The organism is Pseudomonas sp. ICMP22404, assembly GCF_006227205.1.
Taxonomy (GTDB): Bacteria; Pseudomonadota; Gammaproteobacteria; order Pseudomonadales; family Pseudomonadaceae; genus Aquipseudomonas.
Map to the genome: position 1 here is coordinate 101,711 of NZ_VCNG01000018.1, position 20,551 is coordinate 122,261.

Annotated in this window: 20 protein-coding genes and 1 pseudogene; 10 read left to right on the forward strand and 11 right to left on the reverse strand. The window is 62.1% G+C overall.

Going from position 1 to position 20,551, the window contains the following annotated elements; all coding sequences use genetic code 11:
• Positions 1-53: 53 nt before the first annotated feature.
• Positions 54-1,391, forward strand: a complete 1,338-nt coding sequence (locus FGE05_RS25405; protein WP_139649263.1) for a DEAD/DEAH box helicase — start codon at positions 54-56, stop codon at positions 1,389-1,391.
• Positions 1,392-1,418: 27 nt separating this feature from the next.
• On the opposite strand, the gene FGE05_RS25410 is transcribed toward FGE05_RS25405, so the two are convergent.
• Together FGE05_RS25410 and FGE05_RS25415 are read right to left on the reverse strand one after the other, a co-directional pair.
• On the reverse strand, positions 1,419-2,654 hold the full coding sequence (locus FGE05_RS25410) for a TIGR03862 family flavoprotein (protein WP_139649264.1): 1,236 nt from the start codon (positions 2,652-2,654) through the stop codon (positions 1,419-1,421).
• 280 nt (positions 2,655-2,934) lie between these two features.
• Positions 2,935-3,855, reverse strand: a complete 921-nt coding sequence (locus tag FGE05_RS25415) for a histone deacetylase (RefSeq protein WP_139649266.1) — start codon at positions 3,853-3,855, stop codon at positions 2,935-2,937.
• 122 nt (positions 3,856-3,977) lie between these two features.
• On the opposite strand from FGE05_RS25415, the gene FGE05_RS25420 reads away from it, so the two are divergent.
• The 3 genes from FGE05_RS25420 (at position 3,978) to FGE05_RS25430 (ending at position 6,101) form a co-directional block, all read left to right on the forward strand.
• The gene (locus FGE05_RS25420; RefSeq protein ID WP_139649268.1) at positions 3,978-4,547 is read left to right on the forward strand and encodes a GNAT family N-acetyltransferase; all 570 of its coding nucleotides are present in this window, start codon (positions 3,978-3,980) and stop codon (positions 4,545-4,547) included.
• Positions 4,548-4,641: 94 nt separating this feature from the next.
• Positions 4,642-5,511 carry an acyl-CoA thioesterase II gene (gene tesB / locus FGE05_RS25425; RefSeq protein ID WP_139649270.1) on the forward strand — a complete coding sequence of 290 codons (870 nt, stop codon included), beginning with the start codon at positions 4,642-4,644 and terminating at the stop codon, positions 5,509-5,511.
• On the forward strand, positions 5,508-6,101 hold the full coding sequence (locus FGE05_RS25430; protein WP_139649272.1) for an HAD family hydrolase: 594 nt from the start codon (positions 5,508-5,510) through the stop codon (positions 6,099-6,101). Before tesB ends, FGE05_RS25430 begins: the two co-directional genes overlap by 4 nt.
• Before the next feature lie 124 nt (positions 6,102-6,225).
• On the opposite strand, the gene FGE05_RS25435 is transcribed toward FGE05_RS25430, so the two are convergent.
• Together FGE05_RS25435 and FGE05_RS25440 are read right to left on the reverse strand one after the other, a co-directional pair.
• Positions 6,226-7,173, reverse strand: coding sequence for an alpha/beta fold hydrolase (locus FGE05_RS25435; RefSeq protein ID WP_139649274.1), 948 nt, complete (start codon positions 7,171-7,173; stop codon positions 6,226-6,228).
• The gene (locus FGE05_RS25440; RefSeq protein WP_139649276.1) at positions 7,174-8,061 is read right to left on the reverse strand and encodes a neutral zinc metallopeptidase; all 888 of its coding nucleotides are present in this window, start codon (positions 8,059-8,061) and stop codon (positions 7,174-7,176) included. It abuts the gene before it with no gap.
• 272 nt (positions 8,062-8,333) lie between these two features.
• Between FGE05_RS25440 and FGE05_RS25445 the strand changes: the two genes are divergently transcribed.
• Positions 8,334-9,110, forward strand: coding sequence for an IclR family transcriptional regulator (locus tag FGE05_RS25445; protein ID WP_139649278.1), 777 nt, complete (start codon positions 8,334-8,336; stop codon positions 9,108-9,110).
• A gap of 38 nt (positions 9,111-9,148) precedes the next feature.
• Positions 9,149-10,027 carry a DMT family transporter gene (locus FGE05_RS25450; RefSeq protein ID WP_139649280.1) on the forward strand — a complete coding sequence of 293 codons (879 nt, stop codon included), beginning with the start codon at positions 9,149-9,151 and terminating at the stop codon, positions 10,025-10,027.
• Positions 10,028-10,182: 155 nt separating this feature from the next.
• On the opposite strand, the gene FGE05_RS25455 is transcribed toward FGE05_RS25450, so the two are convergent.
• Positions 10,183-11,520, reverse strand: coding sequence for an MFS transporter (locus tag FGE05_RS25455; RefSeq protein WP_139649282.1), 1,338 nt, complete (start codon positions 11,518-11,520; stop codon positions 10,183-10,185).
• Between the two features lie 273 nt (positions 11,521-11,793).
• Between FGE05_RS25455 and quiC the strand changes: the two genes are divergently transcribed.
• Together quiC and FGE05_RS25465 are read left to right on the forward strand one after the other, a co-directional pair.
• The gene (quiC, locus tag FGE05_RS25460; RefSeq protein ID WP_139649284.1) at positions 11,794-13,695 is read left to right on the forward strand and encodes a 3-dehydroshikimate dehydratase QuiC; all 1,902 of its coding nucleotides are present in this window, start codon (positions 11,794-11,796) and stop codon (positions 13,693-13,695) included.
• Positions 13,696-13,797: 102 nt separating this feature from the next.
• A complete protein-coding gene (locus tag FGE05_RS25465) occupies positions 13,798-14,475 on the forward strand; it encodes a TetR family transcriptional regulator (protein WP_139649286.1) in 678 nt (225 codons plus the stop codon).
• A gap of 106 nt (positions 14,476-14,581) precedes the next feature.
• On the opposite strand, the gene FGE05_RS25470 is transcribed toward FGE05_RS25465, so the two are convergent.
• From FGE05_RS25470 to FGE05_RS25485, 4 genes are all read right to left on the reverse strand, one after another.
• Positions 14,582-15,433 (reverse strand): shikimate dehydrogenase, encoded by an 852-nt coding sequence (locus FGE05_RS25470; RefSeq protein WP_139649288.1) that lies wholly within the window; start codon positions 15,431-15,433, stop codon positions 14,582-14,584.
• A gap of 5 nt (positions 15,434-15,438) precedes the next feature.
• Entirely contained in the window at positions 15,439-15,879 is a 441-nt protein-coding gene (gene aroQ / locus FGE05_RS25475; protein ID WP_047702651.1) for a type II 3-dehydroquinate dehydratase, read from the reverse strand.
• 351 nt (positions 15,880-16,230) lie between these two features.
• The gene (gene trmA / locus FGE05_RS25480) at positions 16,231-17,310 is read right to left on the reverse strand and encodes a tRNA (uridine(54)-C5)-methyltransferase TrmA (RefSeq protein WP_139649290.1); all 1,080 of its coding nucleotides are present in this window, start codon (positions 17,308-17,310) and stop codon (positions 16,231-16,233) included.
• A complete protein-coding gene (locus FGE05_RS25485) occupies positions 17,307-18,602 on the reverse strand; it encodes an NCS2 family permease (protein WP_139649292.1) in 1,296 nt (431 codons plus the stop codon). Before FGE05_RS25485 ends, trmA begins: the two co-directional genes overlap by 4 nt.
• A gap of 213 nt (positions 18,603-18,815) precedes the next feature.
• Between FGE05_RS25485 and FGE05_RS25490 the strand changes: the two genes are divergently transcribed.
• Complete coding sequence (locus FGE05_RS25490; RefSeq protein ID WP_139649294.1) at positions 18,816-19,259, forward strand: DUF4879 domain-containing protein; 444 nt, start codon at positions 18,816-18,818, stop codon at positions 19,257-19,259.
• 164 nt (positions 19,260-19,423) lie between these two features.
• A complete protein-coding gene (locus tag FGE05_RS25495; protein ID WP_139649296.1) occupies positions 19,424-19,990 on the forward strand; it encodes a DJ-1 family glyoxalase III in 567 nt (188 codons plus the stop codon).
• A gap of 6 nt (positions 19,991-19,996) precedes the next feature.
• On the opposite strand, the gene FGE05_RS25500 is transcribed toward FGE05_RS25495, so the two are convergent.
• Both FGE05_RS25500 and FGE05_RS25505 read right to left on the reverse strand, forming a co-directional pair.
• Entirely contained in the window at positions 19,997-20,284 is a 288-nt protein-coding gene (locus FGE05_RS25500; RefSeq protein ID WP_024780321.1) for a HigA family addiction module antitoxin, read from the reverse strand.
• 14 nt (positions 20,285-20,298) lie between these two features.
• Positions 20,299-20,442: pseudogene (locus FGE05_RS25505) on the reverse strand (type II toxin-antitoxin system RelE/ParE family toxin); the annotation flags it as partial.
• Positions 20,443-20,551: the final 109 nt, after the last annotated feature.

Genomic DNA, 20,551 nt, shown 5'->3' on the forward strand with positions numbered 1-20,551 from the left:
GGTAAACTGCCGCGCATTGCACACCCTGCGCTGATTTTTCCTACGGTACTTCCATGACTTTCGCCACCCTTGGCCTGATCGAACCCTTGCTGCGCGCCCTCGAGACGCTCGGCTACCAGACCCCGACCCCGGTGCAGGCCCAGGCCATGCCGGCGGTGCTGGCCGGTCGCGACCTGATGGCCGCGGCCCAGACCGGCACCGGCAAGACCGCCGGTTTCGCGGTGCCGCTGCTGCAGTTGCTGACCACCGAAGGGCCGAAAGTAGCCGCGAACTCGGTACGGGCGCTGATCCTGGTGCCGACCCGTGAACTGGCCGAGCAGGTCCATGAAAGCGTGCGCCAGTACGCGCAGAACCTGCCGTTGAGCACCTACGCCGTGTACGGTGGCGTCAGCATCAACCCGCAGATGATGAAGCTGCGCAAGGGCGTGGACCTGCTGGTCGCCACGCCGGGGCGCTTGCTCGATCTGTTCCGGCAGAACGCGCTGAAGTTCAACCAGTTGCAGACCCTGGTGCTGGACGAAGCCGACCGCATGCTGGACCTGGGCTTCTCCGAGGAACTGGCGAATATCTACAAGGCGCTGCCGAAGAAACGCCAGACGCTGCTGTTCTCGGCGACCTTTTCCGACGCCATCCGTTTGCTGGCCGGGCAGATGCTCAACGATCCCCTGAGCATCGAAGTGAGCCCGCGCAACGTCGCCGCCAACACTGTCAAGCAATGGGTGGTGACGGTGGACAAGAAGCGCAAGCCGGAATTGTTCGTGCACCTGATGCGCAAGAACAAGTGGAAGCAGGTACTGGTGTTCGCCAAGACCCGCAACGGCGTCGATGCGCTGGTGGAAAAACTCCAGGGCCTGGGCGTTAACGCCGATGGCATCCACGGCGACAAACCCCAGGCCACCCGCCAGCGTGCGCTGGACCGTTTCAAGCTCGGTGAAGTCCAGATTCTGGTGGCTACCGACGTCGCCGCCCGTGGGCTGGATATCGAGGACCTGCCGCTGGTGGTGAATTTCGATTTGCCGATCGTCGCCGAAGACTATATCCATCGCATCGGCCGTACTGGCCGGGCGGGCGCCACGGGGCAAGCGATTTCCCTGGTGTGCGCCGATGAAGTGAACCTGCTGTCAGCCATCGAGATGTTGACCCGCCAGACCTTGACTCGCCAGATGGAACAGGATTTCGAGCCTGAGCACCGGGTGCCGGATACCGACGCCAGTGGCCAGGTGATCAAGAAACCGAAAAAGCCGAAGAAGCCAAAGACGTCGAGCGGTGGCGGCAAGCGCAACCTGGGCAAGTGGGTGGACAGTGGGGACTCGGCACCGGTGGAGCCTTCGGTCAAGCCGGTGCGCAAAGTACCGGTGTTCAATACCGGGCCGCGTAAACGCAAGCCTTGATCATTCCCACGCGGAGCGTGGGAATGATCACTGCCTTAAGAACTCCAGCATCCCCAACCCCGCCGCTCGCCCACTGGCGAAGCACGCCGTCAGCAGATAACCGCCGGTCGGTGCTTCCCAGTCGAGCATTTCCCCTGCGCAGAACACGCCGGGTATCCGCTTGAGCATCAGGCTTTCATTCACGGCTTCGAATGTCACGCCACCGGCGCTGCTGATGGCTTCGTCCAGGGGACGGGTTTTCACCAGGGTGATGGGCAGTGCCTTGATGGCCTGGGCCAGGCGCGCAGGGTCGGCGAAGCCATCGGCCGGTGTGAGTTCGCGTAACAACGCCGCCTTGACCCCATCGATCCCCAACTGGCTGTGCAGGTGCTTGGCCATCGAGCGTGAACCGCGCGGCTTGCTCAAGGCCTGGAGAACTTTATCCACAGGCCGACCCGGCAGCAGGTCCAGATGGATCGTCGCGCTGCCATGGCGATTGATGGCCTCGCGAATCGGTGCCGACAGGGCATAGATCAGGCTACCTTCGATACCGGTGGCGGTGATCACACATTCGCCGAGACGGGGAACGTCGTCGTTCAGGCCAATGGCGATGTTTTTCAGCGGGGCGCCAGCAAACCTGCTGACCATCAGATCGCTCCAGGCCTGCACGTCGAAGCCGCAGTTGCTGGGTTGCAACGGTGCAAGGGCGACACCGCGCTGTTCCAATGCCAGCATCCAGGCGCCGTCGGAGCCCAGGCGCGACCAACTGCCGCCGCCCAGTGCCAGCAGCGTGGCGTCGGGCTGGAGCGTCTTTTCACCTTCCGGGCCGGCTATTCGCAAACTATTGTCGGGGTTCCAGCCGAGCCAGCGATGGCGGGTGTGGATTGCCACTCCAGCATCGCGCAGGCGCTTGAGCCAGGCACGCAGCAGCGGGGCGGCTTTCATGTCGGTGGGGAACACCCGCCCGGAACTGCCGACAAAGGTGTCGATGCCCAGCCCGTGGATCCAGCTGCACAGCTCATCCGCCCCGAAGGCCCGTAGCAGCGGGGCGATATTCGCGGCGTTCTCGGCGTAGCGGGACAGAAATGCCGGGAAGGCTTCCGAGTGGGTGATATTCATACCGCCGACGCCGGCCAGCAGAAACTTCCTGCCCACCGAGGGCATGCCGTCGTACAGGTCGACCTGAATGCCAGCCTGGCTCAACACCTCGGCCGCCATCAAGCCGGCAGGGCCGCCGCCGATGATGGCGACGTGGGGAGTGGAGGGCTTGGAAGCTTGGGTCATGGTGTGGACTGCAGAGATGGGAATAAGCGCGGCATTCTATCAGCACGAAAATCCTGTGGGAGCGAGCCTGCTCGCGATTGCGGTGGATCAGCGACATCAATGTTGGAGGGGGGACCGCTATCGCGAGCAGGCTCGCTGCCACAGGGGATGAGGGTGTTGCTGAAATGTGCTCAAAAAACAACCAGTCCTCTGCAAGCTATACCCGGTATAGCGTGTAGGCCGTTTCGCTCAGGTTATCCACAGGCCGCTCCACAGGCATTGTGGGTAACGCACCCAGGTTTCAATGACACCCTGATGACGTCCAGACCTTTTGTGCGCTGTGATGCAGGATCCCGTGGCGTCGGGCCAGGGCCCTGCGGTCCTTGCTGTAGCCGCCGCCGATCACCCCGACCACCGGGATGTCACGCCCGAGGCAATGGCGCATGACGCTCTCGTCCCGGGCGGCGAGCCCCTCGTCTGTCAGCTTCAGGTAACCGAGGGCGTCGTCCTTGTGGACATCGACACCGGCGTCGTACAGCACCAGGTCCGGCTGGTAGAGCGGCAACAGGTAGTTGAGGGCATCGTCCACCACCTGCAGGTACGCCGAGTCTTCCATGCCCATCGGCAGCGGAATGTCCCAGTCGCTCTGGGCCTTGCGGGCGGGAAAATTCTTTTCGCAGTGCAAGGAAACTGTCACCGCGTCCGGGGTGTCATGGAGTATTCGCGCGGTACCGTCGCCCTGATGCACGTCGCAGTCGAAAATCAGCACCCGCGAAACACGGCCACTGGCGAGGAAATAGCGGCTGATCACCGCCAGGTCGTTGAAAATGCAGAACCCGGCAGGGTGGTCGTAGTGGGCATGGTGGGTGCCTCCGGCCAGATGACAGGCCAGCCCGTGTTCGAGGGCCTGCTCGGCCGCCAGCAGCGAACCGCCCACGGCCCGTACCGTTCGCCGGGCCAGGGCTTCGCTCCAGGGCAGGCCGAGCCGCCGTTGGTCTTCGCGGGACAACTCGCCGCTCATGTAGCGTTCGATATAGCTGCGGTCGTGGGCCAGGGCGAGGATCTCGGACGGGCACAGCGACGGGCGCAACAGGTCCGCGTCACGGGTCAGCCCGCTGTCCACCAGGTGGTCGCGCAGCAGGCGGAACTTGTCCATGGGGAAGCGGTGTTCCGCCGGGAATTCGGGACTGTAGTCTTCGTGATAGATAAGCGGCAGCGGCATGGTGTTTTCAGCAGTGATTGAATGACCGATCCTACCAGCGATGTAGACTCTAGTGGCCTGTGTGGCTAATTCGTGTACTCAAATTAACCTTACGGGCCAATGGGCAAGGAAGGGGAGTAAAGATGGAGCCGATACTGGAACTGGAAAGTGCGCGACTGCTCATGCGGCAGTGGCACGACGAAGATTTGCCGGCGTTTGCGGCCATGTCTGCCGATCCGCAGGTGATGCGTTATTTCCCGGCCCCCCTGAGCCGCCTTGAAAGTGCCGCGCTGATCGGGCGCGTGCGCGGGCATTTTGCCGAACATGGTTTTGGCTTGTGGGCGCTGGAGCGCAAGGACACCGGTGCCTTTATCGGTTTTACCGGACTGGGCGTGGTGGGGTTCGACGCGCACTTCACGCCGGCAGTCGAGATCGGCTGGCGCCTGGCCCGGGAGCATTGGGGCCTGGGTTATGCCAGCGAAGCCGCCTGGACGGCGTTGCGCTGTGGGTTTGACCGCCTGGGCCTGGACGAAGTGGTGGCATTCACCTCGACCGATAACCTGCCGTCGCAAAAGGTCATGCAGGCGATCGGCATGCACCATGACCCGGTTGACGATTTCGAACATCCAAGACTCGCGGTCGGCCATCCATTGCGTCACCATGTGCTCTATCGCATCAACCGCGAGCAGTGGTTGCAGACCCTGCACGGTTAACCGACACGGACGTCTACACTGCCCGCCAGAATGGGCAACAATTGATCCACCGTCGCGGCGCAGACTGCGCGGTGTGCTGTGTGAGGAAGTCTGAATGAGCCACGTGTTGGAAGATCTGGTCGACCTGCTGACCCTGGAACCGATCGAAGAAAATCTGTTTCGCGGCCGCAGCCAGGACCTGGGGTTCCGCCAATTGTTCGGCGGTCAAGTGCTGGGCCAGTCGTTGTCGGCGGCCAGCCAGACGGTGGAAGAGGCGCGCCATGTGCATTCGATGCACGGCTATTTCCTGCGCCCGGGCGACGCGGCGTTGCCGGTGGTCTACCAGGTGGACCGGGTACGTGACGGCGGCAGCTTCAGCACCCGTCGGGTGACGGCGATCCAGAAAGGCCATCCGATCTTCACTTGCAGTGCGTCGTTCCAGTACGACGAGCAGGGTTTCGAGCACCAGAGCAGCATGCCCCAGGTGGTCGGGCCGGAGAACCTGCCCTCCGAACTGGAACTGACCCAGCAGCGGGCGCACCTGTTGCCCGAGCACATGCGGGAAAAACTGTTGTGCCCCAAGCCGATCGAGGTGCGCCCGGTCACGGAAAAAGACCCGTACAACCCGCAGCCGGCCGATCCGATCAAATACGTGTGGTTCCGCGCCGATGGCGCCCTGGTGGATTCGCCGGCGTTGCATAAATACCTGTTGGCCTACGCATCGGACTTCGGTCTGCTGACCACGTCGATGCTGCCCCATGGCAAGTCGGTCTGGCAGAAGGACATGCAGGTCGCCAGCCTCGACCACGCCTTGTGGTTCCACGCAGACCTGCGTGCCGACGACTGGTTGCTCTATGCCATGGACAGCCCTTGGGCCGGCAATTCCCGCGGATTTTCCCGTGGCAGCGTGTTCAACCGCGCCGGGCAACTGGTGGCCTCGGTGACCCAGGAAGGCCTGATCCGGCATCGCAAGGACTGGGCATGAGCCTGGTGGATGTACGGCACTGGGTCTTCGACATGGATGGCACGCTGACCGTCGCCGTGCATGATTTCGCGGCGATCCGCGTGGCCCTGGCGATTCCGGCCGAAGACGACATCCTGACCCATCTGGCGGCCTTGCCGGCGGATGAAGCCGCCGCCAAGCATGCCTGGCTGCTGGAGCACGAGCGGGACCTGGCGCTGGGCTCCAGGCCGGCGCCGGGCGCTGTCGAGCTGGTACGTGACTTGGCCGGGCGTGGCTACCGCCTGGGAATCCTGACCCGCAACGCCAGGGAACTGGCCCATGTGACACTCGAGGCCATTGGCCTGGCCGATTGTTTCGCCGTGGAGGACGTGCTGGGGCGTGACGAAGCACCGCCCAAGCCGCACCCGGGTGGCCTGTTGAAACTGGCCGAGGCCTGGAACGTGGCGCCAGCGGACATGGTCATGGTCGGCGATTACCGCTTCGACCTGGACTGCGGCCGTGCGGCGGGTACGCGGACCGTGCTGGTGAACCTGCCGGACAATCCATGGCCGGAGTTGACGGATTGGCATGCCCGGGATTGTGGCGAGTTGCGGCGGATGATTTCGGTTTGAGAGGCAGGTCGGCAGGTCAACCGCTATCGCGAGCAGGCTCGCTCCCACAATGGGGCTTCTGTGGACGCTGATGATGTAATCGACACCGTCCCCTGTGGGAGCGAGCCTGCTCGCGATGAGGCCTTCACTGCCCAAACAAGGCCTTCAGCCCCTCCGCCGAATTGAACATCCCAGTCCCGTCATGCCCCACGCCGGGCACCTCGATCAGCCGTTGGTTCAGCCCCTCGGGGTGACGTCGGGTCAGGTAGTCGAAGAAGAAATGCCCGCGCAGCAACCGATACGGCCCCTGGGTCTGCGCCTCACAGCTTTTATCCAGCGCCGGGTGCTCCGGATCGACGTCCTGTTGCCCGAGCAGGTAGGTGATGTCGCGCTTGATGTAGTTGTCCTCCAGTTGGGCAGCTGTTTGCCCGGCGGCATAGGCGGGAAGGTTGAGCAAACCGTATTTCCAGCGATTGAAAGCGGGGCAACCAGCAGGGTCGAAGGCCATGGGCCGCTGTGCATCGAAGTAGGCATAGGAGGACGGGTTGGCGATGACGAAGCGCGGGGCGATCCGGTACTGCCCATGGGCGAGCAGGGCATAGCGCTGAACCACCTGGGCGCCGCCGGAATGACCGGCGATGACGATTTCCTTCACGTCGGGAAACTGCTGCCGGTCGCTGACCCGCGCAACGATGTCGTCGAGAACCTGGTAGGAACTGACCGGACTCGGTCCTGTGGATAAGCCGCCGGCCATCCAGTCGTTGCCTTGCCAGCGCAACAGCTCATTGGGGAGCTGATGACGGGCGACGTCCTGCTCGTTGAGAAACTGCGGAGCGATGATCAACGTGGTGGCCAGTTGTCCGGCCTGGCTGGCGGCTTTCTCGGCGCTGTGCAGGTAGGTGTCGGCATTGCGCAGCCGCCCATGGAGGATGATCAGCACACGTTGGATAGACGTCGGGGGCGGGCTTACCCCGACCACCATGCTGCCGCCCTTGAGTTGTAACCGCCCCTGCGCCACCGTGTTCACAGCGTGTTCGTCAGCCTGGGCGAAGAGGCTGCACAGCACCAGTGCGATCGATGCGGCCCATTTCATCTACAGGTTTTTCGCCGCAAAAGTGTCGCATTGGCTCACTTGGCCTTGGGCGAACCCGGCCTTGAACCAGCGCACCCGTTGCGCTGAGGTGCCGTGGGTAAAGGAGTCCGGCACCACGCGCCCCTGGCCTTGTTGCTGCAAGCGATCGTCACCGATGGCGTTGGCGGCGTTCAAGGCTTCTTCAACATCTCCGGGCTCCAGCCAGTTCAGGCGCTTCTGTGCATGGTTGGCCCAGACGCCGGCCAGGCAATCGGCCTGCAATTCCTGACGCACCAGCAGCCCGCCGTCGCCTTCCATCTGCCGGCCTTGCTGGCGAGCCTCCTGGATTTTCGCCGACACACCGAGCAACGTCTGTACATGGTGGCCGACTTCATGGGCGATGACATAGGCCTGGGCGAAGTCCCCGGCGGCGGAGAAGCGTTGGGACATCTCCTTGAAGAAACTCATGTCCAGGTAGACCTGCCGATCCGCCGGGCAATAGAACGGCCCGGTGGCCGACGAGGCGAGGCCGCACGCCGAGTTGACCCGACCGCTGAACAGCACCAGTTTGGGTTGCTGATATTGGCGTCCGGCCTGCTGGAAGACCTGGCCCCAGGTGTCTTCGGTATCACCGAGGATCGAACGCACGAACTCGGCCTGTTCATCGTTGGCCGGTGGCGCCTGGCGAGTTTGAGAGGAGGTCGGTGCGGACTGATCCATCTGCCCGGCCAGTTGCCCGAGGATCTGCATCGGATCCTGGCCGGTGATCCAGCCGATGCCGACGATCAGGAGAATGGCCGTCAGGCTCAGTCCCTTGCCCCCGCCAAAGCGCATCCCACCACCGCCGCCATCACCATCGCCACGGGCGTCCACCACGTTGTCACTGCGGCGACCTTTTTTCCATAGCATGTGAGAGTCCTCTGATTGACCGTGTGGACAGTGTTGCCGTTGCTTCGGAATGCCGCCAGTTTACTAGCAGTTTTCTGACATAAGCACCCGGTAGGAGCGAGCCTGCTCGCGATTGCGATCAATCAGCTTGCATCAAGCCTGAATGTACCATCGCCATCGCGAGCAGGCTCGCTCCCACAAAAGACAATATCAGCCGATGAATGTGTACTTGGTTCCAGAATCTGCATTAGACTTTCAATATTCTGGAATCGATAACCTTGCATCGGGGTCCCATGGCTGGAAGTCAAATTGAGCGGGTTTTCGATGTGCTGGAAAGTCTCGCCAGCGAACCTCGCGGCTGGCCACTTCAAGGGCTGGCCGAACAACTGCAGATTCCCAAGAGCGCCACTCACCGCTTGCTCGCTGAACTGACGCGCCTGGGCTACGTGCGCCAGAACCCCGAGAACCTGCGTTATCACGTGTCAACCCGGCTGATCGCCTTGGGGTTTCGCTATCTCTCGCGCAGTGGTGCCGACATCGTGCAGCCGGTGCTGGACCGTCTGGCCCGGGAAACGGGTGAGCTGGTGCGCCTGGGGGTCATCGAAGGGGAACGCCAGACCTGGATCGCAAAGTCCCAAGGGGCGCGGTCCGGTTTGCGCTACGACCCGGACATGGGGCGCGAGACGCCGCTGTTCTACACGGCGTCGGGCCATGCCTGGCTGGCGTGCATGAGCGATGCCGAGGCGCTGGCGCTGGTCGAGCGCCAGGCTGCGCAGGTGCCCGCCGACATAGGGCCAAACGCGCCTCACAGTACCCATGAACTGCTCGAGTACCTGCGTGCGGCCCGCGAGCAGGGGTATGCCTGTGTCGAGGAGAGCTCGGCGGTCGGCACTTCGGCCATCGCCGCCGTGGTGCGGCATCCGCTGGACAGTCGGATCGTCGGCGTACTCAGCGTTGCCGGGCCCAGCGCGCGGATGACGCGGGTGCGGTTGCATGAGTTGGCCCCGACCTTGCTGGTGTTTGCCGAGGAATTGTCGCAAGCGAGCCAGGCGTCGGAGCTGTTCAGCTGACACTCGCAGATATTGGCCCTACCAACCAGGATCACCCCATGACCGTCAGCACCCCGCTTTCCGGTGTCAATCAGGCCTTAAAGGGCATCCTGCTGATTGTCTTCGCGACGTTCCTGTTTTCCAGCCATGACGCCTTGTCGAAGTACCTCTCGGGCTTCTATCCGATCATCATGGTGGTGTGGGCCCGTTATGTGGTGCATACCCTGCTGATGGCGGGCATCTTCCTGCCGCGCTCGGGGTTGCGGGTGCTGCGCACGAAACGTCCGTTGTGGCAGTTGGCGCGGGCGTTGTGTCTGCTGGGCACCAGCCTGTTTTTCACCACGTCGCTGCTGTACATCCCGTTGGCCGAGGCGACGGCGGTCAACTTCCTGGCCCCGGTGCTGGTCACGGCGCTGTCGGTGCCGCTGCTGGGCGAGCGGGTGACGCGCGGTCAATGGGTGGCGGTGATCTTCGGCTTCATCGGGGTGCTGATCATCGTCCATCCTGGCGGAGACCTGTTCACACCGGCCGTGCTGTTGCCATTCTGCTCGGCGCTGTTCTTCTGTTTCTATCAGTTGCTCACTCGCAAGCTCAGCGAAGTCGACAGCCCTACCACCAGCAACTTCTTCGCCGGCCTGTGCAACACATTGGTGATGAGCGCACTGGTGCCGTTCTTCTGGCAGGTGCCGAGTCTGTTGCATGGGGCGATGATGCTGGCGCTGGGGGCCTGTGGGATGACGGCGCACCTGATGCTGACCCAGGCCTTCCGCGTTGCCGCCCCGGCACTGCTGGCGCCCTTCAGCTACTGCCAGATCGTCTTTGCCGGCTTGCTGGGTTGGCTGTTGTTCAGCCACACGCCGACGCTGACCACGGTGCTGGGTATTGTGCTGATCTGTCTCAGTGGATTGGCCGCGGCGTGGCAGCAGCGGCGCAGATGACACGGACCTGTGACGAAGGAGTCTTGTGGGAGCAAAGCTTGCTCGCGATGAGCGGAAACACGATCTGTAAATCGAGGTGCCTTCGTCGCGAGCAAGCTTTCTCCCACAGGCTTTGCTCCCACTGATTTCTCTGGGATCTCTCTTCACTGCATGAATCAGTTTTCCAGCGTCGGAATCTTGCGCGGTGCCATGAAGTACAGCCAGATCAGGGCCGTGAAGTACATCGCCGGAATCAAGGTGAACAACACGGTGTAGTTGTTATTGGTCACTGTCAGGATGTGCCCTACCAATTGGGTCATGAACATCCCGCCGATGGCCGCGCACATGCCGCCGAAGCCGAACACCGTGCTCATCATGTGCTTGGGTGTGTAGTCCATCACCAGGCTCCAGATATTGGCCGTCCAGGCCTGGTGCGCGCCGATGGCCAGGGAAATGGCGAACACCGCCATCCACAGGTTGCTGGCGCCGGCGGCCATGATCACGCCGACGATGCAGCAGGCGAACAGCAGCATGGAGACCAGTCGTGCCTTGATCGGATTCAGCCCGCGACCGATCAGGAACGAAGAGAGGATGCCGCCACCCACGCTGCCGAAGTCGGCGGTGAGGTAGATGATGATCAGCGGGATACCCATCTGGGTCACGTTGATGCCCAGGCTGTATTGCTGGTTCAGGAACGGTGGCAGCCAGTAGAGGTAGAACCAGAACACCGGCGCCGTGATCGAGTAGGCCAGGGCGAACGCCCAGGTGCCGCGCATGCGCAGGATGCGGGAGAAGGGCACACGGGCTTGTTCCGGTTCGCTCTCACGTTGGATGTAGTCCAGTTCCGACTGTTTGACGCTGGGGTGGTCTTCCGGGTTGAAGTACTTCAGGCCCCAGAACAGCAACCAGATCCCGCCCAATGCCGCCATGCACAGGAATGCAGCCTGCCAGCCCCACACTTGCAGGATCAGTGGCAGCAGCATGGGCGTGAACATGGCGCCGACGTTGGTCCCGGCGTTGAAGATACCGGTGGCCACGGCTCGTTCGCCCGCCGGGAACCACAGCCGGGTGGTCTTCACACAAGCGGGGTAGTTGGCGGCTTCGGTGAGGCCCAGGATGAAGCGGCAGACCATGAAGCCCGCCGCGGAAGTGGCCAGGCCATGGGCGCCGGTCGCCAGGCTCCAGAGCAGCACGGCGAAGAAGAACACGCGCTTGACGCCGATCCGGTCGATCAACCGGCCCTGCAGTATGAAGCCGACCGCATAACCAACCTGGAACCAGAAGTTGATGTTGGCGTAATCCATCGCCGTCCAGCTCATTTCCTTGGCCAGAATGGGTTGCATCACGCCCAGGGCAGCGCGGTCGATGTAGTTCAGCGTGGTGGCGAAAAACACCAGTGCGAGCATGCCCCAACGGGTCTTGCCCACAGCCAGGGCGCCGCGGATCTTGTCACCGACGCCGCCGGTCGTGACACCCATGCCTGGGCTCAGGGAGGAACTTTGGGAAGGATTCATAGGGTGTACCCGTTTTTGAAATTCTTATGGGGTGGTCGGGGTTTCATCCATTGATGCCGGGGTTTTGGCCCTGCATCAATGTGGAGCTGATGGTGCTCAGTGGACGAAAAGTCGTCAATTCGTACCAAGGCATTTTGTTCGATAATCGCCCAAAAAACTAACCGGATGGTACATATTAAATTGCTGAAAGGCGTTGGCGCCTCAATAATCTGTCCACTCTTTCAAAAAGCGGCGAACCTTCTGTAGCCGATGCCTGTCCCGGGAGCCGAACCCATGCAGCGTTCCATTGCCACCGTATCCTTGAGCGGTACTCTGCCGGAAAAACTCGAAGCCATTGCCGCCGCCGGTTTCGACGGGGTGGAAATCTTCGAGAACGACCTGCTCTATTACGACGGCAGCCCTCGGGAAATCCGGCAGATGTGCGCTGACCTGGGCATCGCGATCACGCTGTTCCAGCCGTTTCGTGACTTCGAAGGTTGTCGCCGTGATCGCCTGGCCCGCAACCTGGAGCGCGCCGAGCGCAAATTCGACCTGATGCAGGAACTCGGCACCGACCTGGTGCTGGTGTGCAGCAACGCCTCGGCCGACAGCCTGGGGGACGAGCGGATTCTGGTGGAGGACCTGCGACAGCTGGCCGAGCGGGCCGGCGCGCGGGGCTTGCGCATCGGTTACGAGGCGCTGGCCTGGGGGCGGCACGTGAACACTTATCAACAGGTCTGGAACATTGTGCGCCAGGCCGACCACCCTAGCCTGGGCGTCTTGCTCGACAGCTTCCATACCTTGTCCCTCAAGGGCGATCCGAGTGCCATTGCCGAGATCCCTGGCGAGAAGATTTTCTTCGTGCAGATGGCCGATGCGCCGATCCTGGCGATGGACGTGCTGGAGTGGAGCCGGCATTTCCGTTGTTTCCCGGGACAGGGGGAATTCGACCTGCCGGGCTTCCTGGCACCGATCATCAAGAGTGGCTATACCGGGCCGCTGTCGCTGGAAATCTTCAACGACGGTTTCCGCGCCGCGCCGCCACGGGCCAATGCCGCCGATGGTCTGCGTTCGTTGCTGTACCTGGAGGAGAAGACCCGCCAGCGCCTGGCCGCGGAAGCCGCGCCGGTGGCCAATCTCGATACATTGTTTGCCCCGCCATCGGCCAGCGAATACGACGGCATCGAGTTTCTTGAATTCGCTGTGGACGATAACCTCGGCGCCAAGCTGTCCCACTGGCTGGAACGGTTGGGATTCGTCAAGGCCGGCCAGCATCGTTCCAAGAATGTCAGCCTGCTGCGCCAGGGCGATATCAACCTGATCCTCAACTGCGAGCCGTACTCCTTTGCCCACAGTTTCTTCGAAGCCCATGGACCGTCGCTGTGCGCCACCGCCGTGCGGGTAAAAGACAGTGCCAGCGCCCTGAAGCGGGCCGTGGATTACAAGGGGCAGCCTTATCGCGGCCTGGTGGGGCCCAACGAATTGGAATTGGCGGCGGTGCGCGCACCGGACGGCAGCCTGATCTACCTGGTGGACCAGGAGGCGGACGTCTACGGAACGGATTTCAACCTGCAACCGGGTGCGGTCATCGGGGCCGGGCTCAAGCGTATCGACCATATGGCAATGGCGCTGCCGGCCGACAGCCTCGACAGTTGGGTACTGTTCTACAAGAGCCTGCTGGATTTCGAAGCCGATGATGAAGTGGTGTTGCCCGACCCTTATGGGCTGGTGAAGAGCCGGGCCCTGCGCAGTCGCTGCAGTTCGATCCGCTTGCCCCTGAACATTTCCGAAAACCGCAACACCGCGATCTCTCACGCGCTGTCGAGCTATCGCGGTTCCGGCGTGCATCACATCGCCTTCGACTGCGATGACATCTTCGCCCAGGTCAGCCGCGCCAAGGAGGCCGGCGTGCCGTTGCTGGATATTCCGCTCAACTATTACGACGACCTGGCGGCACGCTTCGATTTCGACGATGAGTTTCTCAGCGAACTGGCGTATTTCAATGTGTTGTACGACCGCGACGCGCAGGGCGGTGAACTGTTTCATGTCTACACTGAACCGTTCGAGGGGCGATTTTTCTTTGAAATCATCCAGCGCAAGGGCGGCTATGCCGGGTATGGCGCGGCCAACGTCGCGGTGCGACTGGCGGCCATGGCCAAGTCCCGCAGCGGTGGCTTGCGGCACGCCAAGTTGTAGGGAAATCGTAACGCGGCAGTAAAACGGTAATCCTGTGCCTTCCTTCACTGCACGGGCCAGCCCATAATCGCCAGCTTGTGCAGTGATGGCCGTGAGCCCGCAATGACTATGAATCCAGAACTGTCCGACGCCCTCGACGAGCCTCTCGTCGCGCCGCGCAAGAGTCGCAAGAACAACCCGGAGAAGACCCGGGAAAACATTCTTCAGGAAGCCATCGTCGAGTTTGTCCAGCAGGGCCTGGCCGGCGCCCGGGTCGATGCCATCGCTGAACGTATCCACACGTCCAAGCGGATGATCTACTACTACTTCAACAGCAAGGAGCAGTTGTACATCGAGGTGCTGGAAAAACTCTACGGTGATATCCGCAGCACCGAGAGCCGCCTGCACCTGGCGGAGCTGGCTCCGGTCGACGCAATCCGACGCCTGGTGGAGTTCACCTTCGACCACCACGACCGCAATGTGGATTTCGTGCGCATCGTCTCTATCGAGAACATCCACAACGCCGAATACGTCAAGCAATCAGGCGTGATCAAGGCGATGAACAGCAGCATCCTCGACGCTCTGGACCTGATCCTGCGTCGCGGCGCCGAAGAAGGCGTGTTCCGCGCTGGCCTCGAACCCCAGGATGTGCATTTGCTGATCAGTTCGTTCTGTTTTCACCGCGTGTCCAACCGTCACACCTTCGGCGAGATTTTCCAGATCGATCTGGCGGACGAGGCGATCAAGCAGCGTCATCGCCAGATGATTTGCGAGTCGGTGTTGCGGTATCTGCAAGCCTGAGTGCAAACCCTTGTGGGAGCGAGCCTGCTCGCGATAGCGGTGTGTCAGTCGAAATATAAGTGACTGACACACCGCTATCGCGAGCAGGCTCGCTCCCACAGGTTTTTCAGTGATTCATGCTTTGGAAATGCTCCAGCATCCGCTGCGCATCCGGCGCCATGCCACTGAACAATTCAAACGCTTTCACAGCCTGGAACACCGCCATGTTGCCGCCGTCCAGGGTGCGGCACCCCAGGGCCCGGGCGCTGCGCAGCAGTTCGGTTTCCAGTGGGAAGTAGACGATCTCGGCGACCCACAATTCGCCCCGCAGCAACTCGACCGGCACCGGCATGCCAGGTAGTTTCGCCATGCCCATCGGGGTGGTGTTGACCAGGCCGTTCGCCTCGGCCATGGCCATGGGCAAGTCGTGCCCGGCACGGGCGCGGCCAGCGCCGAAATGCTGGTTCAGGTTGTTTGCCAGGGCTTCGGCACGGCTGAATTCGACGTCAAAGATACTCAGCGTCTGGACACCTTCCGCCAACAATGCGTGGGCAACGGCCGCGCCGGCACCTCCGGCGCCCATCTGTACCACGTATCGACGCAAGACGTCCCCGAGGCCGCGGCGAAAACCCTCGGCAAACCCGAGGCAGTCGGTGTTGTGGCCGATGCGCTTGCCATCTTTGAACACCACGGTGTTCACCGCGCCAATGCCGCGGGCCTCGGCCGAGAGCTCATCGAGCAGCGGGATGATCGCCTGTTTGCAGGGGAAGGTGATGTTCAGGCCGGTGAAGTTCATGCGCTCGGCAGCCGTCAGCAGATCGGGCAGGGCACTGCTGTCGAGTTTCAACGCGTCGAGGTCGATCAGTCGATAGAGATAGCGCATGCCTTGTGCATCGCCTTCATGCTCGTGGAGCGCGGGCGTGCGAGACGCCTGGATGCCTGCGCCGATCAGGCCGGCCAGTACGGTGCTATTCGACATGCGCTTCAACCTTTCAACCGCTGACTGAAATGTTCCAGGGCCAGGCGATAGCCATGGCTGCCAAAGCCGCACATCACACCGATGGCGACGGATGAAACGAAGGAGTGGTGACGGAACGTTTCCCGGGCGTGGACGTTGGACAGGTGGACCTCGATCACCGGTACTTCGCTGGCGACCAGCGCATCGCGGATCGCCACCGACGTGTGGGTCCAGGCCGCCGGGTTGATCACGATACCGGCACACCGGCCACGGGCGCCGTGAATCCAATCCAGCAATTCGCTTTCCTGGTTGGTCTGGCGAAACTCCACCGCCAGGCCGAACTCTTCAGCGGCGCGGCCGCATAGCGCCGAGATATCCGCCAGGGTTTCATGGCCGTAGGTCGCAGGCTCGCGGGTGCCGAGCAGGTTCAGGTTCGGGCCGTTCAGCACCAGAACGATCGGAGGCATTGCAATTTCTCCACATTGTTATTGTTGGTTTCGGTCGGATTTAAACCGGTGGAGATAAATTGTACTAGATGGTTAATTTGGTCAAACAAAGCCGCTGCCGTGGGTTAATAAGTGTTCGATGATCGGACACCAGCTTTCAATCAGGCAGGGATGGGACTGTGGTGAATAGTTATGTGGCGAGGGGATTTATCTGTGGCGAGGGGATTTTATCCCCGCTCGACTGCGTAGCAGTCACAACCAGCCAACACGGTTTGTCTGTTACACCGCGGTGCGTGGTTTTAGGGGCTGCTTCGCAGCCCAGCGGGGATAAATCCCCTCGCCACAGATAGATCCCTCGCCACAGGGATGGGCTCAACGCCGGGTCAGCAACACCCCGGATTCCATGTGATGGGTCCATGGAAACTGGTCGAATAACGCGCAGCGCGTGATGCGGTGGGTGTCGTGCAGTTGTGCGATGTTCGCGGCGAGGGTTTCCGGGTTGCAGGAGATGTACAGGATGTTGTCGAAACGCCGGGTCAGCTCGCAGGTGTCCGGGTCCATGCCGGCGCGCGGCGGGTCGACGAAGACACTGCCGAATGCATAGCTTTTCAGGTCGATGCCGTGCAGGCGGCGGAACGGACGGACTTCGTTCAAGGCTTCGGTCAGTTCTTCGGCCGACAGGCGCACCAGCGTTACGTTATCCACTGCGTTTTCACTGAGGTTGCTCAGCGCCGCGTTCACCGAAGTCTTGCTGATTTCGGTGGCCAGCACCTTGCGCACACGGGTCGCCAGGGGCAGGGTGAAGTTGCCGTTGCCGCAGTACAACTCCAGCAGGTCGTCGCTGCGATCGCCCAGGGCTTCATAAGCCCAGTTGAGCATCTTCTGGTTCACGGTGCCGTTGGGCTGGGTGAAGGCGCCTTCGGGCTGGCGATAGCTGAAGGTGCGACCGCCCACGTCCAGTTTCTCCACCACGTAGTCGTGGCCGATCACTTCCCGCTTGCCCTTGGAGCGACCAATGATGCTGACGCCCAGGTCGCTCGCCAGCTTCGAGGCCGCTGCATGCCAGTGCTCATCCAGGGGGCGGTGATAACACAGGGTGATCATCGCATCGCCCGCCAGGGTGGTCAGGAACTCCACCTGGAACAGCTTGTGACTCAGGGGCGCGCTGGCCTGCCAGGCTGCCTTGAGCTGCGGCATCAACTGGTTGATGCGCAGGCTGGCGATGGGAAACGTTTCGATGAGGATCGGCGTGCGCTTGTCGTCCTGGGAGAACATCGCGTAATGCCGTTCGCCGGCCTCGCGCCAGAGACGGAATTCGGCGCGCAAACGGAAGTTCTGCAGCGGCGAGTCGAACACGGCCGGTTCCGGTGCATCGAACGGGGCCAGCAGGTCGCGCAGGCGGGCGACCTTGTCCTGGAGCTGGGCGGTGTAGGCCTGGGTATCAAAAGTCATGCGTTGAACCAACCCAACTTGATCACGAACAGAATCGACAGGATGACCAGCGCCGGGTTCAGCTCACGGCCGCGACCGGACACCAGCTTGATGGCGGTCCAGGCGATGAAACCGAAGGCAATGCCGTTGGCGATGGAGTAGGTGAACGGCATCGCCAGTGCGGTAATCACGACCGGGGCGGCGACGGTGATGTCGTCCCAGTCGATTTCCGCCAGGCCCGACGTCATCAGCACAGCCACGAACAGCAAGGCCGGTGCGGTGGCAAAGGCTGGCACGCTGGCGGCCAGCGGGGAGAAGAACAGCGCCAGCAGGAACAGGATCGCCACGACGATGGCGGTCAACCCGGTGCGGCCACCGGCGCTGACGCCCGCCGCCGATTCGATGTAGCTGGTGGTGGTGGAGGTGCCCAGCAGCGAACCGGCCATGGCCGCGGTGCTGTCGGCGATCAGCGCACGGCCCATCTTCGGCATGTGGCCGTCCTTGCCCATCAGCCCGGCGCGCTTGGCGACGCCGATCAGGGTGCCGGAGTTGTCGAACAGGTCGACGAAGAGGAAGGCGAAGATCACGCTGACCAGACCGATGTCCAGGGCGCCCTTGATGTCCAGTTGCAGGAAGGTCGGGGCCAGGGATGGCGGCATCGACATCACGCCGCCGAACGGGGTGAAGCCCATCAGGATCGAGACGAGGGTGACCGCGAGGATGCCGATCAGCACCGCCCCGCGCACTTTCAGTGCTTCGAGAGCGACGATCAGCACGAAGCCGAGCGTGGCGAGAATCGGTGCCGGTTGCTTCAAGTCGCCAAGGCCGACCATGGTGGCTGGGTTCTTCACCACGATGCCGGCATTGCCCAGGGCGATCAGTGCCAGGAACAGGCCGATGCCGGCGGCAATGGCCGAGCGCAGCGGCAAGGGTATGCTGTTGATGATCCATTCGCGGATGCGAAAGATCGACAGCAGGAAGAACAACACGGCGGAGATGAATACCGCACCCAGCGCCACTTGCCAGGTATGGCCCATGTGCAGGACCACGGTGTAGGTGAAGAAGGCGTTCAGGCCCATGCCCGGTGCGAGGGCGATCGGGTAGTTGGCGATCAGGCCCATGACCGTGGAGCCGATGGCCGCCGCCAGGCAGGTGGCGACGAACACCGCGCCCTTGTCCATGCCGGTTTCGCCGAGGATGCTCGGGTTGACGAACAGAATGTAGGCCATGGCCAGGAATGTCGTGACACCCGCCAGGATCTCGGTCCGCACGTTGGTGTTGTGTGCCTTGAGTTGAAACAGCCTTTCCAGCATGTCTGCTCCCCGTGGCGCGCCGGGCGCCGTGAATGTATCGACCTCAACAGCAAAGCACAGACGGCCAGTGGCGTCCGGGAGTTTTCTGCGGGTCGGAAAAAGCCGCGCATGATACCAGCAGCGCGGCGATGTGACTGCGATCGTCGTCGATGTTTTACCGAAGCAAAAAGAGGGCCATACTGCGCGCGGTTCCCGGAGCTCGATAGGTGTCGAATGAAAAGAAATCTGCTGGCAGTGGCATGCGCAGTGAGCCTGTGGTTGCCCGGTCAGGTCGTCAACGCCGCCTCGGCTCCGCCCTTGAGCCAGGTCAAGGTGCTCAAGGTCGAGTCGCCGGCCTGTGGCTTTGAAGACATCACCGAAGGGCAGGCCCAGACTCGATGTGATCACCGCGGTCCGAATATCAAGGTCTACGTGCTGGAGGTTGGCTATGGCCACCAGCCCCAGGTCACGCTCGACGGTTTCGAGGTCGACGGCACCCGTTCGCCGGTGTGCGCGTTCAGCAATGGCAATCTCAATGATTGTTCCGCCCGGACCAAAGTGGTCGGCTACCTGTATATCTTCGACCTGAAGGGCAAGCAGGAAGGCACCTTCAGTTTCAGCAATACCTCGATCAATGCCCCGGGCAATCGCATGTCGACCCAGCTGTACATCAAATAGCCCGCCTGGCTCCGTAGGAGCTGTCGAGCGAAGCGAGGCTGCGATCTTTCCCCGGGCCGGTTGAGTCCCGAGCGGAAGATCAAAATCAAAGATCAAGATCAAAGATCGCAGCCTTCGGCAGCTCCTACGCTAGGCTTGCAGTAATCACCCAGCGGAGAGTCGCCATGATTCCTGGAACCAAGATCCCCAGGGCCTTGATTGCCGTCGCCGAAGGTGTCGACGACTTGCAGGCCGTCACCCTGATCGATGTGCTGCGCCGAGCCCAGATCGAAGTCGTCGTGGCGAGTATCGAAGGGCGACGGATGCTGACCTGTGCCCGCGGTACGCGCCTGACGGCCGATGGCATGTTGGTGGATATGCTGGTGCAGGACTTTGACCTGATCGTCCTGCCCGGTGGCATCATCGGCGCTCAGCACCTGGCGGCCCATCAGCCCCTGCAACAGCTGGTCAAGGGCCAGGCCGCCACCGGACGTTTCTTCGCCGCCATTGCCGAAGCGCCGGCACTGGCGCTACAGGCTTTCGGCGTTCTGCGTCAGCGGCGCATGACCTGCCTGCCCGCGGTAAGCCAGCAACTGTCTGGTTGCAGCTTTGTCGATCAACCGGTGGTGGTGGATGGCAACTGCATCACCGCCCAGGGCTCGGCGGCCGCCCTGGCGTTTGCCTTGACGCTGGTGGAACAGCTCAGTGGCAAAGGCGTGCGGGCTGTGGTGGCGGCGGAGTTGCTGGCCTGACAGACGTCAGGCGTGCTGTGGGAAAGGTTCGATAACAGGTTGTTCGCGCTGTTCGGCTTGCCACAAGTCGTAGTCGGTCTGAACCCCCAACCAGACCCTGGCCTTCCCGATCCCTGCCCGTTCCAGGCGAACAGCCAGATCCGGGCTGACAGGTGCATGGCCATGCAACACCCTAGAGAGATGAGGCCGGGCGAAGCCAAGGTGCCGTGCCAGCTCGGTGACGGTAATACCCAATTCGGGCAGTACGTCCATCAACAGCGTTTCGCCAGGGTGTGGCGGGTTGTGCATGGGCATTTTCCAGCCTCCTGTCAGTGGTAATCCAGATAATCGACCAGTTCGATATCCGATCCGATAAAACGAAAAATGATTCGCCAGTTTCCCGAAACGCTCAGGGACCAGTATTCAGCCAGTTCTCCCCTGAGTGGGTGCAGGCGCCATCCCGGGATATCGAGTGTCCTGTATCACAGATACTGCTTTTTTTGACGGTGTCTGTTGCCGTCATGCTGCGTTGCCGTTCCTCGCCATAGCGGGGCTATGACTCGTCGCGGCGCCTTGCCTGAC

Excerpts from the sequence above, each read along its gene's own strand:
- FGE05_RS25405 (WP_139649263.1), top strand. The coding sequence starts at position 54 with ATGACTTTCGCCACCCTTGGCCTGATCGAACCCTTGCTGCGCGCCCTC.
- FGE05_RS25410 (WP_139649264.1), bottom strand. The coding sequence starts at position 2,654 with ATGACCCAAGCTTCCAAGCCCTCCACTCCCCACGTCGCCATCATCGGC.
- FGE05_RS25415 (WP_139649266.1), bottom strand. The coding sequence starts at position 3,855 with ATGCCGCTGCCGCTTATCTATCACGAAGACTACAGTCCCGAATTCCCG.
- FGE05_RS25420 (WP_139649268.1), top strand. The coding sequence starts at position 3,978 with ATGGAGCCGATACTGGAACTGGAAAGTGCGCGACTGCTCATGCGGCAG.
- tesB (WP_139649270.1), top strand. The coding sequence starts at position 4,642 with ATGAGCCACGTGTTGGAAGATCTGGTCGACCTGCTGACCCTGGAACCG.
- FGE05_RS25430 (WP_139649272.1), top strand. The coding sequence starts at position 5,508 with ATGAGCCTGGTGGATGTACGGCACTGGGTCTTCGACATGGATGGCACG.
- FGE05_RS25435 (WP_139649274.1), bottom strand. The coding sequence starts at position 7,173 with ATGAAATGGGCCGCATCGATCGCACTGGTGCTGTGCAGCCTCTTCGCC.
- FGE05_RS25440 (WP_139649276.1), bottom strand. The coding sequence starts at position 8,061 with ATGCTATGGAAAAAAGGTCGCCGCAGTGACAACGTGGTGGACGCCCGT.
- FGE05_RS25445 (WP_139649278.1), top strand. The coding sequence starts at position 8,334 with ATGGCTGGAAGTCAAATTGAGCGGGTTTTCGATGTGCTGGAAAGTCTC.
- FGE05_RS25450 (WP_139649280.1), top strand. The coding sequence starts at position 9,149 with ATGACCGTCAGCACCCCGCTTTCCGGTGTCAATCAGGCCTTAAAGGGC.
- FGE05_RS25455 (WP_139649282.1), bottom strand. The coding sequence starts at position 11,520 with ATGAATCCTTCCCAAAGTTCCTCCCTGAGCCCAGGCATGGGTGTCACG.
- quiC (WP_139649284.1), top strand. The coding sequence starts at position 11,794 with ATGCAGCGTTCCATTGCCACCGTATCCTTGAGCGGTACTCTGCCGGAA.
- FGE05_RS25465 (WP_139649286.1), top strand. The coding sequence starts at position 13,798 with ATGACTATGAATCCAGAACTGTCCGACGCCCTCGACGAGCCTCTCGTC.
- FGE05_RS25470 (WP_139649288.1), bottom strand. The coding sequence starts at position 15,433 with ATGTCGAATAGCACCGTACTGGCCGGCCTGATCGGCGCAGGCATCCAG.
- aroQ (WP_047702651.1), bottom strand. The coding sequence starts at position 15,879 with ATGCCTCCGATCGTTCTGGTGCTGAACGGCCCGAACCTGAACCTGCTC.
- trmA (WP_139649290.1), bottom strand. The coding sequence starts at position 17,310 with ATGACTTTTGATACCCAGGCCTACACCGCCCAGCTCCAGGACAAGGTC.
- FGE05_RS25485 (WP_139649292.1), bottom strand. The coding sequence starts at position 18,602 with ATGCTGGAAAGGCTGTTTCAACTCAAGGCACACAACACCAACGTGCGG.
- FGE05_RS25490 (WP_139649294.1), top strand. The coding sequence starts at position 18,816 with ATGAAAAGAAATCTGCTGGCAGTGGCATGCGCAGTGAGCCTGTGGTTG.
- FGE05_RS25495 (WP_139649296.1), top strand. The coding sequence starts at position 19,424 with ATGATTCCTGGAACCAAGATCCCCAGGGCCTTGATTGCCGTCGCCGAA.
- FGE05_RS25500 (WP_024780321.1), bottom strand. The coding sequence starts at position 20,284 with ATGCCCATGCACAACCCGCCACACCCTGGCGAAACGCTGTTGATGGAC.